This is a genomic window from Spirochaetales bacterium, assembly GCA_016930085.1.
Taxonomy (GTDB): Bacteria; Spirochaetota; Spirochaetia; order SZUA-6; family JAFGRV01; genus JAFGHO01.
In genome coordinates, this window is sequence record JAFGHO010000045.1 from 1 (window position 1) to 16,754 (window position 16,754).

The following is a 16,754-nucleotide window of genomic DNA, read 5'->3' on the forward strand; positions in this document are numbered from 1 at the left end:
TATTATCTTTTGCGGCTTTTCGCCTTGTTTGCTTTCTATAAACTTCTCTATGAAATAATCGTCGATCGCTTCTTCTTCGTAGAGGATTTTTCTTGTATCGTGTCGGTTCCCCAATATTCGCCTCCATGTACTCAACACGATTTATCGTACTCTTTCCGGCAAGTGCTTTCCCTTTATCCCGTTCAACTTGCCTGTCCTTTCCTTCAGGATCAAGTTTCCCGCAGACGGTGGCAAAAAGCGGATATTTCCTCAGTTCATCATGGTCGTTTATATCTTCGTATCCAAGGCATATGCCGAATATTCTTTGCGAAAGCAATGATGTAAGGCCATGCTCGATTTTCTTCTGATTCCTGTGATCGTAAAAACATTCGGCAAAATCCTCTATGAATCCGTTCTCCCTATCGATTTCTCGTAACATAAGCCCTCCGGCATCGGAGGTTATCGTTCCACCATCAAATGAACCTTGTACTTTTCTGCTTCCAAGCTCTTGAAATTCCAGGAACTTTTGTATACACTCTGTTTTATTCATTTTGTCCCCTTCTTTGGTTTTAATTTCTTTTCTCATAAGTGATTATAGCAAGGAAGGGGCTTTTTTGTAAAGATAAGGTGAGATTTCCGGGTTAAGCCTATTTTCAACATAATTGATACACATATAATGATTATAATATGGAAAACTTTAAAAATCCTGCAGCACTTGGACAAAATTAGCCGTGCGTCGACCATTATTGATATACCTGTCGTAATAAACAGAAATGGGAAGAAATCGGCGATTTTCCGATGTTTTCTGCGGGGTATATTATAACGTCTACGATCATTTACGGCTTCGTCGCAGTGTCCATGATCGGAGATGATAAAGAAATCCACGGGACTCGATCTCATTTTTTTTAATTTCGTCTATCGCCTCTTCATACAAATGAATAATCTTATAAATTCGAAATCATGGTAAAAAGTTGTTTTGTTTTGATCTTTTCGCAATTTTGCTAAAGAATTCGCGAAAAAGCGAATTTGTAATGTACTATTTTTTTATCGATTCTTCAACGATATATTCACACAGTTCTTAACCGGAACATCGCTTTATATATTTCAATATATTATAAGTAAATAGATCGTCTTGCCGGTCGGGCCGTGCATCGGCTCCCTATTGATAAAAATCGGTTTTTACCATTTTTATGGCATGCCGTTTGCTTTTCACATTGACAAGAATCTTTGAGAAAGCAGGAGAAGAAATGAAAAACCGTTTATTTATTTTGGCAGCATCTGTATTATTTGCTGCATGTTCTCTCCAGAACAATTCCGTACAGCAGGGAGTGCTTTCTGCATGTGAGGCGGAATATTTCGCTTCGAATGCAGTCGCCACGTTTTCTCAAATAAATCCCGGCGGAGAATTTTCCGAATGGATCGAAGCGAAACCCGGGAAAGCAGAGCTTATGAATGACATCGATGATAATCCGGTTCTTTACGATGTGCCGGTTGTCAAGAAAGGAAAAGCGATCGGGATTGTCCAGGTTTTAGCGGACAATACGCTCGAAAATCCGCTTTTCAGGGTTTACGTGTCCGCTCTTTTACTTGAATATCGACTCCAGATAGAACAGGCTGCATTAGCGTTGAACCTAAAGATGAGTGGTGTCCGGCTTTATCATCCGAGGATCATCTACTATGATTTTCCTGAACGGGCCGTTGCGTTCGATACGGGTGAAAAAGGCATGGAAACCGTCCTTGTCGATATAACGACAAGAGAAATTGTACCGGAAAACGGAATCGTGCCTTATACAAAAGCGGGAAAAGCCATAAACACGCAAGTAATGAAAGCATCAAGCGGGAACGTACGGAATATAGAAGCAGCTGGTGCGGTGTCTCGTGCGAATTCCCCGGAAGGAGTAATTACTCGTGACTTGCCTGTACCGAGGATTGCACAACTGGATCATCATTTATGCGTTCCGACATGCATTGAAATGATATGGCGATACGAGGATCCGGCCGGTGCGTTACCGCAGGGTCAGATAAGAATCGGAGGATGCGATTTTACTACCGGGTGCTGGAATGTCGAATACATAGTGGGTTATTTAAACAATATGGGTTTTACTTCGGCATATCATGACGGCAGACCAGGTATAGATGCGATAATGCAGGAAATAGGAAACAATCATCCTTATATATCATTGATTCCGACACCAAGTGGATCTCATGCAAGAGTCGCAAGGGGGTACAGCAAAGTCGAGCAATTAAACGGGGATCCGGCAAATGGTTTTATCGTGCATTTCAATGATCCGGCACCCGCCAATGTGGGCGATGAATACTGGGAGTACTGGATTAACTCCAGTGAATGGGGTTCTATAACCATGGCACATGAGGGTCCCCCGGATTTGTTAAAACCCGATCTTTTTGTTTCAAGTATCGCCTCTTCACAAAACGACTATTTTGCAGGAGACAACTGTACATTCACTGCAATGATAAAAAATATAGGGAAAAACCCCGCTTCGGGAATTATGGTACGATGGGATGTGGACGGCAATTCGATTACAACCTGTACGATCGACACACTCCTCCAGCCCGGCTGCATAGCCGAATCCGCGTGTACATGGCTCGCTTACCCGGTGACGCATACTATCGAATGTGTCGTCGATCCGGACAACGCAATTCAGGAACTCGATGATGAAAATAATGATGCGGAAATAAATGTGTATGTATCGTACGGAGAGAGACCTCGGGAGCCGACGCTTCCGGACCTCGTGTGCTGCGACATTTCGATTCCTGAGAACATGAGTGCGGGCGAAAATCGAACATTCACAGCGACAATAGACAACACCGGCCTTGAATACACGGGGGGTGTATCGGTGAAATGGTACATTGACGGCCAGTTTATCAAGAGTACATTGATAGGTCTGTCTTTTCCGCCCGGGGGTTCGCAACAGACATCTTTTAGCTGGACCGCGTATCGCGGAGAACACAGGGTCAGGATCGATATCGATCCCGATAACCAAATAGCTGAAAAGAATGAAGCAAACAATTCCTATGAATCGGATTCCTTTTATGTAAACGATATACCGGATCCTCCTGAAATGACGCCAACACCAAAGGCTGATTTTTCCTGTTCCGGCATTTCCGGTCCGGGCACCGTATACATGGGATACTCGTATACATATGCAACGACGGTACACAATTCAGGTGAAGCAGCCGGAAACGTTACGGTGACATGGTCTGTGGACGGTTCAACGAAAAGCTCGGGAGGCATATTCCTGGCAGCCGGCGGTTCTGCTTCAAGCTCCTTCACGTGGACCGTGAACGCAAGCCGTGGAGATCATGCGATAAGCGCGAGTACAGGCTCGGGAAGTTGTGCGTCAAAGGGCGTGTATGCGGAAATGGCCCCGGCATCCACGAATCCGCCTCCGGCAGATACGCCTTCGCCTACGAATCCGCAGGCGACAGACGCGCCGGCGCCTCAGCCCACTCCACCATACTGTCCGACGTGTCCGCGATAGCCGAAACAGGATTCCGTGTATAGTAATTATCGGGATTTCAACATGCCGCCGGATGAGAATATCCGGCGGCTTTTCAAAAACGGCAATAGTCCGGTTTAAAGAAAACAGAATACAAAGGGGGTCTCATGAAAAAAATACTTTTTCTGATTATCATTATCGTTTCAATTTCTCTTCTCACCTGTGACACCGATTCATTTATGTCACCGTACATTACATGGCATCCGCAATTAATTACACGAACCATAGGAAATGGTTCTGCAAACCTGCCCATGACGGTACGATTCTCAAGCAGAACCGATGTATCGCAGGTGAGCATAGGAGCGGATCCGGGACTGGCGCCCTACATACTTGTCGATTCGGGCCATATGGCAATGATACATCGGGATGCTACCTACGAGTTTTCCGTGACATTCCGGATTCCCGGGGGCTCTGCGGAAGGGAAGTACACCGGAACGATTTATGTTTGTGAAAACGGAAAAAAAATCGACGGCTGTTTGCCCATTGAAATCACCGTCGATTACGGTGATATCGTCATCTCAGGGCGTGTCAGGCAACTTTCTGATTCGACGGTCCTCGATCTCGAATCGATGTCGGAAGACAGGTCCCAAATAATTTTCTCGAAAAATTCTGCCGAGCTCGACGGGCTTGCCGCCGGCGACATTATCGTTTTCGGCATTACGCCGAAAACGCCGTTCGGATTGATGAGAAAAATCACTTCAATAACGAAGACCGGAAAGGTCTCGTTTGACACGGAGCAGGCGTTACTCGAAGAAGTGATATTGAGCGGGAGCATTAAAATCAACGAGCCGATCCTTTCGCTTGACAATACAATACCATTGAGAAAAGCTCGAAGCAGGGACATCGGGGGTGAAGAGACGATCTATTTCCCCGTTAAAGGCGTCGTCCTTTACGACCACGACGGGGATCACTCGACGACGTACGATCAGGTGCGCCTCAATATTTCGGTATGGCTGACGCTCGGATACAATCTTGAATTGGATATTCTCGAAGCCATCGATAAAGGAGAAATCGATTATGCAAAATTCCTTACGTACGGATCGATAAGGGGAGAATTCGAAATCGAAACAACGTTTGAAAAGGAATTCCTCGATGTCGAAATTCCGGTATCGGACTGTTTCGATCTCGCGGAATTGATAAATTTGCTCAAGGGTTGGCATTTGCCGACGCTTCCGAGTATTCCGATACCCGTACCGGTCGGAGGCGTGGTACTGGTATTTGCCATAAGCCCTTTCTTCGATGTCGGTGCAGACGGAACAGTATTCGCCGGGCTCAAAACGGGCGCATCCGTGGAATTGAAGGCGGAATTGGGATGTGAATATGAAAAATCCGTCGGGTGGCGCCCCATTCAGGACGTTACCATCACGCCTTCTTTTAATCCCCCCCGCCTTTCCGCCGGTGTGAATATCGAGGCATTTTTTGATTTTGGCGTTTCGACGCAATTCATGCCGCTGTACCCCGTCGAATTCGGAGTGGATGTGGGTCCGGCCCTGAAACTCAGGGCGTTTGTCGAACTGGATGCGGACATATTCGCCGATCCATGGTGGGAGCTGTTCCACGGATTATCCGTCGTACGCTGCTTCAAGGTGGGCGTTCCTTTTTTCAGCCTTATCGACTGGGAAGAACCCGATCCGTTTACCGTGAAGAGACTCCTTGCCCGGGCCGACGGTCCGTTTTTTACGCCCGGGCCGACACCCGGCTCTTCTCCCGTACCGACCGCGGCCCCGACCCAGGCGGGCACCGAAGAGCCCGCCATGACGCCGGCCCCGACGGCCGCGCCTGATCATCGACCCGATCTTGTCCCACTCGACATTACCTTTGACGCTTCATCGCTTGCAGCCGGAAACACGGTATCATTCGATTCCGGAGTCCGGAATTCCGGCGACGCCGATTCAGCCGTTTTCAATATCGCCTGGTATGTGGACGGAACAAGGGCCGGCTACGGCGGCCACGAGACCGTTCCGGCGCACAACATTGTGTTAAACGGAAACTCCGCCTTCAGCTGGACGGCGGCGGCCGGGACTCACACATTAACCTTTACCGTCGACGTCGACGGTAACGTCCCGGAATCGAACGAGAACAATAACAGCACATCCGTGACCGTTACCGTGTCCGGCACCACGACATCGGAACCGACCGGCACGCCGGAAGTTACCGCGGCCCCGACCGTGACACCGGTGCCTCCGGTAACGGGAAGCATCGTCGTTGATGACGGAGATGCGGAATTCACTCTTTCCGGACCTTCCGCATACTGGCACAGGGAAACAAGCGGCAGTTATTTCTATGACGGAGACATGTACTGGACCTATGCAAACGGAAACGAGGTTTCGAATTCCGCACGGTGGGTTCCCAATCTTCCGGCTGCGGGCAATTACAAGGTCGAGGTGTTTATCCCCTATGACAACGCGACCACAGGTTCCGCACGGTACCTGATCTCTTTTCAATACAGCAGCACTACAATGGTCGTCAATCAGAATATTTACTACGATCAATGGGTGAATCTTGGAACCTACCCTTTCAATGCAGGCACGTACGGGTATGTGGAGCTGACCGATGCCACGGGCGAAGACCCGTATGTGAGTTTGATCAAGATAGGGTTCGATGCAATGAGATGGACGAGACAATGAGCCGAGGGGATTTCAAAATTATTAAAGAGAGGGAATATTACTTGTTTTGAAATGAAAAACCTGGTAAACTGGGAAAGGGGGGGACGGAGCAAAACGTTCCCTCCTTTCAATGTAAGGTATGCCGCCTTACCGCTTTTACAAAGGGGTTTTTCATTATTGTCTGCCGTTTGAGAAATAATTCTACTTGTCAACACTCTGTTTTTTTCATTATAATGAGGATTCCATGACGCCGGAAGACGAGGCACGCCGAAAAATCGATGAATTACTCAATCTTGCAGGGTGGACGGTTCAGGATTATCATGAGCTGAATTTGGGAGTTTCGTTTGGTGTCGCCATAAGGGAGTTCCCCTGGCGTCCGGTTACGCAGATTACCTTTTGTTCGTCGACCGGAAGGCCGTCGGGGCAGTCGAAGCAAAGAAAACGAATAAGTAAATCATATTAAATAAATTTTTTTAATTTAAATCCATAATATTTCTCTTCAAAATCAGCTTTTTTTGCTATAATAACAGCATTATTGAAAGAAAACAGGTGGATATATGGCTAATTTTCAGGAAAAAGCAAATTTCATATGGCAGGTAGCCGATGATATACTCCGTGGAGCCTTCAAGCAGCACGAATACGGGTGACTATAGTGATGAAATAAACGAGACAAAGAAAAGGATTGAAAATGAGTGCAGAACTAATAACGGACTGGCATGGATAACACAAGGAAAAGAAATTGAAAATTATATAAAGCCGGAAATGATACGGGGAGTATTAGAAGATAAATATGGAAAAGAAATTGAGATTGATGTGAAAAATGAGTTTTCAATTTGTTACCATTATAAAGACAAAGAAAGGGTAAATGTAACGAAGATCGATAAAGTATGGCTTGCGAAAGAAATTGTGAAGAAAAATCCTGTAATGGATGTTCTGGACTTAAATGAAATGATTGATGAGGTCGTTGACTATATTAATGAAGCAAATGGGATAAAAGCTTTAGCTGTTGATGGGGATTAGATGATAAATTAAGGAGGAACCTTCCAATGAATGAAAAAACACTCTGGGGCATTCATGCCGGACGATATGGTGAAGCGGATCAATTATTCCTCAAGAAAAATTATATTGCTTTAGGATGGAAGGCAATGAACGACCTGTCTCGAATTGAAAATAATCGGGACGCTTTCAAGAAAACAGTGGCAAAGACGTATCCCGATGAAAAACGGGGAGCGATATCCGTTCATGCGGGACTATTATACCGTTTTGTCCATGAAATGAATATCGGGGATATTATCATCTATCCGTCCAAAATGGACAGGCTGGTACATCTATGTGAAGTAAAAAGCGATTACAAGTACAATCCCTCGATTCATGACAATTATCCGAATTTGAGAGAAGTCGTATGGTTAAAGAAAATCGAGAGGACAAAATTCAGTCAAGGGGCGTTATTCGAGATCGGAGCGGCTATAACGTTGTTCCAGGTTTAAAATTTCGCGGATGAATTTATAAACGCGTTACATGATAGAGTTGACATACCCGCCGTTGATGACGATGAAACAATCTCAATGGTTGCCGAAGAAGTTGAGGAGAATACAAACGATTTTATTTTAAAAACGATTGGCCGTGAATTAAAAGGACATAAATTAACATATTTTATCGCGCACTTGTTGAACCTGATGGGCTATAAAACAGGGGTAGCGAAAGAAGGCCCTGGCGGGGGAGTCGATATTATTGCACATAAAGATGAATTGGGATTCGAGCCTCCAATTATAAAAGTCCAGGTAAAAAGCGTCGAGGGCTCTATCGGCGATCCGGTCGTATCGGCTTTATACAAGCGTATATTGCCGCTAAAGAGGATATATATGCCGCAGGCGAATGCTGCGGCGGGAAGGATAGAAAAAAACAGGACAAATCATGACAAGGTTACATATAATTGAACAACAACTCAGTACGATCAATTCCAAAAGCAGGACCTGTGCATATGGACAATTTCAGCTTGAATTGTTCTCTTTTTGTTGATATAGTTTCAATATGGCACTGACGAAAGTGAAATTGACATACCGGGATTTCATTCTCTTCCCCGATAATGGGAAACGTCATGAACTTATTGATGGAGATCATTTTATGACCCCTGCACCGTCCATACGGCATCAAATAGTATCGAAAAATATTGAATATCTTTTTGAACGATATTTCAGAAACAGCGATACCGGCATTATTTTGTATGCACCGGTCGATGTGTATCTGTCCGATTCTGATATCGTCGAACCGGATCTTGTCATTATAAAAAAGGAGAATCAGAAAATTATTAAAGATAAATATATTAAGGGACATCCCGATATGGTGGTTGAAATACTCTCTCCCGCAACTCAGAAAAACGATCTTGAACTGAAGAAACATCTTTACGAAAAATTCGGAGTAAAAGAGTACTGGATAGTCGATCCTGATAATAATGAAGTGCAACAGTATGTATTACACGGGGGAAAATATATGAAGCGCGGTACTTTTACCGACGGCATTACCACACATATATTGCCGGATTTATCAATCGAGTTAAATGAGATATTTTAGGAAAATATCGTTCTTCCTCGAATAAAATATAAAATATACCGGAGTGTCATCAAGCCAAGCAGCCCCACGAATTTTTTTTACACGAACTGGTTCGCTGTTACGAACCTGAAAAAAGCCGGGGTGAAAACTCCAGGCAGAACAATCGTAAAAGCAGGCTCATCGGATTTTCTTTATTCTTTCTTGACAAGCGATATGATTTTACTTACAGTTTGATCTTAAAAGGAGTATTTCATATGAAAAAAAATATTTTGATATCTATTGGTAAGTACTTGTTTTTATTATCTTTTATATCATCGGTTTTACTCCTGCTTTGTTCGAAATGCGACGGTGACGAAGATAATCATTCGGATTCGGTCGGTATATCCATTACTCCGGCCGGAGGAACGTATGACCTTTTGAACGGATATAGACTGATCGTTCCCGAAGGGGCGGTACATCGGGATACGGTAATCCGTATAAAAGAAGCGGATAAAAACTTGACCGAATCCATCTATGAAAGGTATGGCATATCGGCGTCTAAAATGATTTGCTCTTTTGAGGCGGAGCCGGACGGATTGTCGTTCGACCTGCCATTGCGATTGATTGTCCCAGTCGATATCGGGCAGGGGGATATCCCTTTCATGCATGAACTCGATCCGGAAAATAATACTCTTGCACCGAGAAAGTCGAAAATGGTTTTCGATCCGGAACAAAAGACATTGGAAATATATGTGAATCATTTTTCCGCAAGTACGGTCTCGAAAATAGAGGATCTGTTAAAAAAAGGTGAAGAATACTGCCGTCAGTTTCCCTGTAAATGCGGAGAGCTTGTTATCGAACAATGGGAACCCGACTATATTTGCGATTCGGGTAATTGTAAAATATCCGAAAGCACGATATCGGTAACATTTTCCGATTGTACGGACGCTCCGGAAGAATTTTCGAGGGTTATGGAAATGACTCCCGGATGTGAACCTGAAATGGAATTTACGGCCGGAAGGACCGTGCTGCAGAAAGGGGAACAGACTGATGTAACGGCCCACGTCAAAATGGGATGCAAAGATCATGACGGACAGAGTGTCAATTTCAGCCATACCGGTGTCGGGAGCATCGATTCATCATTGGAACGGACAGACGTTTCGGGAAATGCCGTTATAACATTCACGGCCGAAGATGAAGGGGGGACGGCGACGATACATGCGGACGCGGATGTCGTCTATTCTCTTATAACGATCGTTGCAATGGGCGAAGGGATCATTGAAAGAAGTTACGATACGCCGAAACACAAAGTATTCGATAATGAGGTGACGATCGACGTGATCGATTGCAAAAAATGGAAAGGGACAATGGATGTCCTTTTTTCTTTTTCAGCACCATCTCACGTTCCTTGTCTTCCTATTACAGCCGATTATGCGGTTGATTTCAGTTTTACGGTAAACGACGGGAAAGTGATAGAGGATGAATTGGATGAATTATTGGAACGGGAAAGCGGCATTGACTATACATATATTTACGGCGAAGCGACGGCGGCTCAAAGCGTCATGATAGGATCATGTGCCCCCGGCTGGAGGCAAAATGAAGTTATTCCGCTGGAACTGAGTTTATTGATAACGGGAAGGGCGGGTGATTATTTGCACATTATGATGCTGAGAGATTTTGAGGTTACCGGATTTTTTAATTTTGATTTTTGTCTCGAAGGTGATTGTGTGAATGTCGATTATTTAGTACCGGGAATACTTGTCGGTATGTATGGCACCAGTATTACGAATGTCGTGCCGCTTAAAGAAGGGACATATACGGTTTCGCATACCATGTTTGACGATCCGAATTCCACGTGTTCTTATACAATAAATCTTGAGTGTGACAGATAGTAAATTAGTATATTTGTCTTTCTATAGCATCAAAAAAAAAGTGAACCGGGGTTTCCCCGGTTCACTTGGTATACATTACATTGCGTGTGTTTCACTATTGGAGTACCGATATGCCGTCAAGCCCGAAGTCGGCCAGGTCTTCAATGGGGTTGAACGGGGCGACAATATCGCGGTTGCGTAATATTATTCTTCCGTTTTCACTCAACAGGTCTCCGAATCCGACATAGCCGAGTTTTGCGTCCCTGAATCCCGAGGCGGTCGAAAACCATATTTCGCCATTGGAAAGAATATAGACGGCATCGATATCGATAGAGCCTTCAATGGATACGGATAACGGATTGAAATTCCGCAACAGGTCTTTGCCGGTTTTGTATATTCGTCCGTCCGTCGTAAGAATATCTCCGGGACCGATATAGACACCGAGTTTTTCTGAGAAAAATCCTTCTTTTATGGAAAAAACAATGATCCTTTTTTCCGGGGGGATCTCGGCGGCTTCGCTTAAGATGTCCGCTGACCCTTCGTCCGTCACCGGGGACCGGGAAACGGCCAATGCGTCCAGACCCGTGTCCTGAGCGACCGGCATCGGTCCGAATGGAGAAATAAGGTCGATATTCCGCCTTACCACCCTTCCGAAGTTGTTTAAAATATCCCCATGGCCGGGATTTTCTTTCGCCAGGATATCTGTTTTTGAAGAAAAAAGGACATACGGCGTTACCATCGAGCCGTCTTCCGAAGAAAAATGGTTGATCGGTCCGATGACGGCATCGAGTCCGACTTTCTGTTCGGCAAAGGTCGGATAAAGATTGAACGCCGATATGAGCTCGGAATTCGTCAACAGTATCGTTCCTTTGGAAGAAAGAAGGTCTCCGTCGGAGACGTGGTTCCCGAGACTTCCGGAGGTGAAGGGGTAATCCGTGGAAAAGGAAAAACCGGGCATTGGGACGGCGACAAGGTGAACGGCATACTGCGGCGAGACGGACCCGATACTGGTACCGTTGTTTTTTACCGTTATATCGATCCACGGGAAATCGATATCTTCCGGAACACCGACCGATCCCGAATCCAGCCTTACCGGAAGGTTCCCGCCGATATTGATCGACACGGACATCTGCTGCCGTGCCGGGTCGACGGTAGTATTGTCCAGAAGATATTTACCCTTCCCGTTTTTTCCGCTTGTGTGCTCGTCTCCGTTCTTCGGCATAAACGATAGATTGGTGACGGTGAATGTCCTGTACCCCGAAGCGGAGGAAAGTGTTTGTGTAAGGAGAAAAGAACCATCGATGGGAAGCCGGATCGTCGGCCGTTCCATATTGGGATAATCGACGGTTATTGTGCTTCCGTCCACCAGCCTGTACGAAACGCCATTATTGACGACATCGGGGGTTGTGGAAAGGACGAATGAAAGATTCAAATGCCGGGGCATAACGGCGGCATTATCCGTAAGTGAATCATTGCTCATATAAATGCCCGGGATAAAATCATTGACGGGGGAGATGACCCATGACCAGATGACATTCTCGTCCACGGGGCCCGAGCTTATACTTATCCAGTAGCGTTGTCCGGGTACGGGAATGAAAGGCCGGGGCAGGGAAATGTCGTAAGAAAAAACATGATGATACGACCACCCGGCATCCGCGGTATCGTCCGATTCGGTGGTTTCCTTTACGACGGAACCGAAGAATTTCTGGTTATACGTTTCCGTTCTGTATTCATAGACCAGTGAGTCGGGACGGGGCGTATTGTCCGATGTATCCGGTATTGAATCATAAATTCTTATACGGATGTATTTTGGACAGGGAGGTTTTATGTCGGCATTATTCATATGGGCGATATTCGTTCTCCATCCGGGATAGGTTCCCCAGAAACGTACGTTGCCCACGTTCTCTTTAACAAAAGAAGAGGCGGGCAGTATAAAGTCGTCCGCCGGTACCGGGGTATTGATTGTGTCCATTGACGGCAAAGCGAAACCCGTCGCCATATCCGGGGGCTGGGAGAACCATGCGGCGGGATCTCCCCATCGGTCCATTATGGTGAGGATGTAATCCCTTTCCAGGGCCCGGAAGGGTTTGCTTTGATAATCTCCGCCTACCACCCAGCCCGGGACGGGCGAGTACACATCCGGATCGAGGGAGAGCGTGAAAGGCGCAGGATCGTGATCCAGAAACACCCCTTTGGGCAGATATCTTCCCGGCAACCTCGTTTTTATATGTGCCGTCATGCTCGGCGAATAAATCGGCTGGCCATCCCAGCACCCCATGGGATAGAAAAAGACGATTTCATTTTCCCTGTATACGAGACCGTGCTTGTAATGTGCGGTAAGGTCGAATTTTTCCGGAACCGGGGCAATCGTCCATTCGAGCTGGGGGATACGGGGCCATTCCGGAAGAACCGTTCCGTAGAACATGTCACTCCATGTCCATTTGAGCGGGTTTCCGTCCAGCGTTATCCGTATATCATACGACCGGGGCGGTACAGGATCGAGAATCCGCACTTTTTCATATTTCAGGTTTCTCATCGGATATAAACCGTCAACCGATGCCTCGAGGGAATTGTCATTGCCTGGCAGTATGTCGTCTCTTTCATTAATGGACACGGAAATCCATTCTTCCGGCATGATGAGTGTCGGAAGGGGTATGGGATTCCCGAAGGTCCTCAATAAACAAAAACATAACAACGCCATAACGATAACTGAATAAAAAACTTTTTTTCTCATAGATTGTCTCCTTTTGGCAATAATAAAATTATTTTTTGACGTCTGCGCTTTAACGCAGACGTCTTTTAACCTTGAATAATACGGTAATTCCGTTCGAAATATATCTTCCATGGCGAATTTGCCTTCCGCCTTTGCCGTATTGTCTCTTGTGTAATTAAAAGCAATAAGTATACCAGCCGTTCGGAATAAATATATGTTCAATAAATATAGAGAATTGGATTCAATACGTGATGAATGAAACGGCAATGGCATGCATTGCGTTATCGCAATGCATGTATACGGAAAGTGAAAAATAGCGGTAAATATTTATTTTATAAGGAAATGGGATGCATTGCGAAATCGCAATGCATTGCGGAACCAAAGGAGATAATCGATCGCGTATTTTTTCTTGCTTTGAACCATAACGCCGTAGCGGAAGAGTTATTCGGGATTGCACATTAGTTTTTTATTGACCCGGATATACTACAATGGTATACTAAAAATCGCAAATATGTAAAAATAGTAACCGGTAAATATGTGATAGCGGGCGGTATGCAATGAAAAAAATCCTTCTATCGATCATGTATCTCATGCTTCTGGTTCCTTTTTTATGTTTTTCCATCAATACGAGAAGTATCGGTTTTATTGATGAAGAAAAGGAATCGCAAAATGTTTACGTAGGAAAACAATACCTTCTGGTTATCGGTATCAGTAAATATCTGAAGTGGTTTCCTCTGGCCAACCCGGTCGATGATACCCGTGAAATAAAGAACATTCTTACGACTCATTATTATATCGATGAGGTGAGGGAACTCTATGATGAAAATGCCACAAAGGCGATGATTTTAAAGGTGTTTTATGATTTGCAGACCGTGCTTACCGAGGATGATTCTCTTCTTGTTCTTTACGCGGGCCACGGCCATTATGATCAAACGACAAAAACCGGTTTCTGGATCCCGTATGATGCCGGTACCGATGAATACGAACAGGAACACTGGATTCCCAATCAGATCATTCACGGGCTTATTTCCAATATGAAGGCCGCCCATATCTGCCTTATTACCGATTCCTGTTTTTCCGGTGATATCCTTAATATTACGCGGGGTAAAATAAAGGAGATAGAGGATGGTTATTTCAAGAAAGCGTACGCCCTGATATCCAGGCAGGTCATTACATCGGGCGCCCTTGAAGCCGTACCGGACACCTCGTCATTCTGCCGTATGCTCAAAATCGTATTGAGAAAAAACATATCTCCTTATCTCGATCCGATGATGCTTTTTAACGAGATTCGTTTGGGGGTGACGGAAACGACACCGCTTTTCGGAAGTCTGAAAGGATCGGGACACCAGGAAGGTGCCAGTTTTCTCCTGTTCCTGAAAAAACAGGAAATAAACAGGGCAGACGGTCTATCACGGAAGAATGATGAAAAAACGGTGGGGGAAGCAAATACCGTCCTTACCGATACGTTTCCCGATGCTTCCTCAGAAAGAAATATGCGGAAAAGTAAGTATCCTTTTTTATCCGAAAAATTCTTTTTTTCAATAGGTCTCGGATTAGGATTGATGATTCCTCTTGGCGATGTCGAAGGTGTGATGGATCCGGGAACAAATCCCGATGTGTCGTTCCGGTTCAACCTGAGCATGCCATGGGGTATCTGCGGTTTCGGCATATATGCAGGCGCGGGGAGTATCAATACAAACGAACGTTTTGCACCATCATATACGATGCTCATTATTCCCGTGGAAATTCAGGTGAGCTACATGACATCTTTTTTCTTTCCTTTATATGGTATGTGCCGTGCGGGTTGCGGAATATCGCTCAATTCAATCACATATAATGAGGTGTATGCCGGCCTTGATGATTTTACCACGGGGAAATTTTATCTGTCGGCGGGACTTGGAGCGGGATATATTTTATTCCCGCGACTCTGGATCGAGGTTAATGCAGACTGTTCGATGATTTTTTTCGACAATACACTTTACACCGACGTGAAACCGGGGATAGAACTGGTCCTTACCTTTTGATACGAATGAATGCCGCATAACCGGTGTCCGCCGGGCACCGGTCGTCGGCTTTTTAAAACGAATGCAATTATTTTATATGGAGGAAAAGAATGGGAAATCGTCATTCCCTGTCGACCTATATTGTTTTTTTACTTTGTTTTATACCGGTACTGGTTTTTCTACCGCTATCCTGTCATTATTTTGATCCGCTGCATCCATACGGCCATATTGTTTATTGGTCGAAAAGTTACGGCGCTGTTGAGGACGAGCAGATGAACTCGATTATCTCTTTATCCGGCGATGATAACGTTATTGCCGGGTATACCGATTCATTCGGAATGGGCGGGGAGGACAGCTGGATAATAGGACTCGACCAAGAAGGAGACGTTTGCTGGGAAAAGGCATATGGAACGGAAGATAAAAATGAACGGATAAGCCGTATAATCACCACTTCAAGCGATGATCTCGTTGTTGCGGGAAACATGTACGACAGGGATATTGAAATCGGCAGTGATATATGGGTGATGAAGTGCGACGGTGAGGGGAATATTCTCTGGGAAAATTGTATCGGCGGCAGTCAGGGAGACGAGGCAATGTGGATTGACGAAACGGCGGACGGGGGATTTATCCTGGCGGGTAAATCCGAATCTTTTGCCACCGATACGAGCAAAGGCCATGATGCCCTGCTGGTAAAATTCGGCCCGAATGGCGAAATATTATGGAGGCAGATTTTCGGGGGGGCCGGATATGATGAAGCCTGCGTCGTGCAGGCTGTCGATGATGACTGTATCATCTTCGGCGGAAACACCTCCTCCTTCGGGTCCGGCGATTCCGATTTCTGGGTAGTAAAAACCGATAGTCTCGGAAAAGTGATCTGGGAAAAGCGATACGGGAAAAGCGGTGACGACAGGCTTTGTTCACTGATACATACCAGTGATAACGGATGTATCGTGACGGGTCATATTGATTCCGCCGATTTCTCTGAAAATGAGAACGAATGGATTTTGCAGATAATCAAAATAAGTTCACAGGGCGGCATTATGTGGCAGAAAGCCTTTGTTTATGAATCTTCCGTTAAGCAATGGACGGAATTGACGCATAGTATCGATGAAACGGAAGACGGAAATTTTATTATCGCCGTCACAACTGAATTGGTTTACGGAAAAGGCTTGGATTGCCATATCTTGAAGATCGACCGGAGGGGTAACATACTCTGGCAAAAAGCCTATGGCGGGAGTGAAAATGATTTTATATTGAGTGTCAAGGAGATGCCGGATAACGGATATCTCCTCGCGGGGAAGACGTATTCTTTTGACGTTCAAAGGGCGGATTCCTGGATTCTGAAAATTCTTCCCAACGGAGAATGCCATCCGCTGGATTATATTCCTTCATTTAAAACGGGATCCATTGTCTGCGATGTATCGGACACCGAATCATCAACGGAAAGAATCAATACCCCGTCAATATCGATAATGAGAAAAATAACAGTGACGGAAACCAGTTGTACGGTAAAGCAACAGGCCCCTGTCGAATGA

At 45.4% G+C, this 16,754-nt stretch carries 12 protein-coding genes; 10 read left to right on the forward strand and 2 right to left on the reverse strand.

The window, feature by feature from the left end:
- On the reverse strand, window positions 1–529 hold a 529-nt coding region (locus JW881_07445; protein MBN1697332.1), incomplete at its 3' end, for a transposase.
- 697 nt (window positions 530–1,226) lie between these two features.
- On the opposite strand from JW881_07445, the gene JW881_07450 reads away from it, so the two are divergent.
- From JW881_07450 to JW881_07485, 8 genes are all read left to right on the forward strand, one after another.
- Complete coding sequence (locus JW881_07450; GenBank protein ID MBN1697333.1) at window positions 1,227–3,479, forward strand: hypothetical protein; 2,253 nt, start codon at window positions 1,227–1,229, stop codon at window positions 3,477–3,479.
- Window positions 3,480–3,604: 125 nt separating this feature from the next.
- Complete coding sequence (locus JW881_07455) at window positions 3,605–6,124, forward strand: hypothetical protein (GenBank protein ID MBN1697334.1); 2,520 nt, start codon at window positions 3,605–3,607, stop codon at window positions 6,122–6,124.
- Window positions 6,125–6,347: 223 nt separating this feature from the next.
- Window positions 6,348–6,566 carry a hypothetical protein gene (locus JW881_07460; protein ID MBN1697335.1) on the forward strand — a complete coding sequence of 73 codons (219 nt, stop codon included), beginning with the start codon at window positions 6,348–6,350 and terminating at the stop codon, window positions 6,564–6,566.
- 152 nt (window positions 6,567–6,718) lie between these two features.
- Window positions 6,719–7,123, forward strand: coding sequence for a hypothetical protein (locus JW881_07465; protein ID MBN1697336.1), 405 nt, complete (start codon window positions 6,719–6,721; stop codon window positions 7,121–7,123).
- A gap of 26 nt (window positions 7,124–7,149) precedes the next feature.
- Complete coding sequence (locus JW881_07470) at window positions 7,150–7,590, forward strand: hypothetical protein (protein ID MBN1697337.1); 441 nt, start codon at window positions 7,150–7,152, stop codon at window positions 7,588–7,590.
- Window positions 7,591–7,668: 78 nt separating this feature from the next.
- Complete coding sequence (locus JW881_07475) at window positions 7,669–8,040, forward strand: restriction endonuclease (protein ID MBN1697338.1); 372 nt, start codon at window positions 7,669–7,671, stop codon at window positions 8,038–8,040.
- Window positions 8,041–8,134: 94 nt separating this feature from the next.
- A complete protein-coding gene (locus JW881_07480; GenBank protein ID MBN1697339.1) occupies window positions 8,135–8,674 on the forward strand; it encodes a Uma2 family endonuclease in 540 nt (179 codons plus the stop codon).
- A 233-nt stretch (window positions 8,675–8,907) separates the two neighbouring features.
- Window positions 8,908–10,524 carry a hypothetical protein gene (locus JW881_07485; GenBank protein MBN1697340.1) on the forward strand — a complete coding sequence of 539 codons (1,617 nt, stop codon included), beginning with the start codon at window positions 8,908–8,910 and terminating at the stop codon, window positions 10,522–10,524.
- Between the two features lie 94 nt (window positions 10,525–10,618).
- On the opposite strand, the gene JW881_07490 is transcribed toward JW881_07485, so the two are convergent.
- A complete protein-coding gene (locus JW881_07490) occupies window positions 10,619–13,237 on the reverse strand; it encodes a hypothetical protein (GenBank protein MBN1697341.1) in 2,619 nt (872 codons plus the stop codon).
- Window positions 13,238–13,773: 536 nt separating this feature from the next.
- Here JW881_07490 and JW881_07495 point away from each other — a divergent pair.
- Entirely contained in the window at window positions 13,774–15,240 is a 1,467-nt protein-coding gene (locus JW881_07495) for a caspase family protein (GenBank protein ID MBN1697342.1), read from the forward strand.
- A gap of 89 nt (window positions 15,241–15,329) precedes the next feature.
- A complete protein-coding gene (locus JW881_07500) occupies window positions 15,330–16,754 on the forward strand; it encodes a hypothetical protein (GenBank protein MBN1697343.1) in 1,425 nt (474 codons plus the stop codon).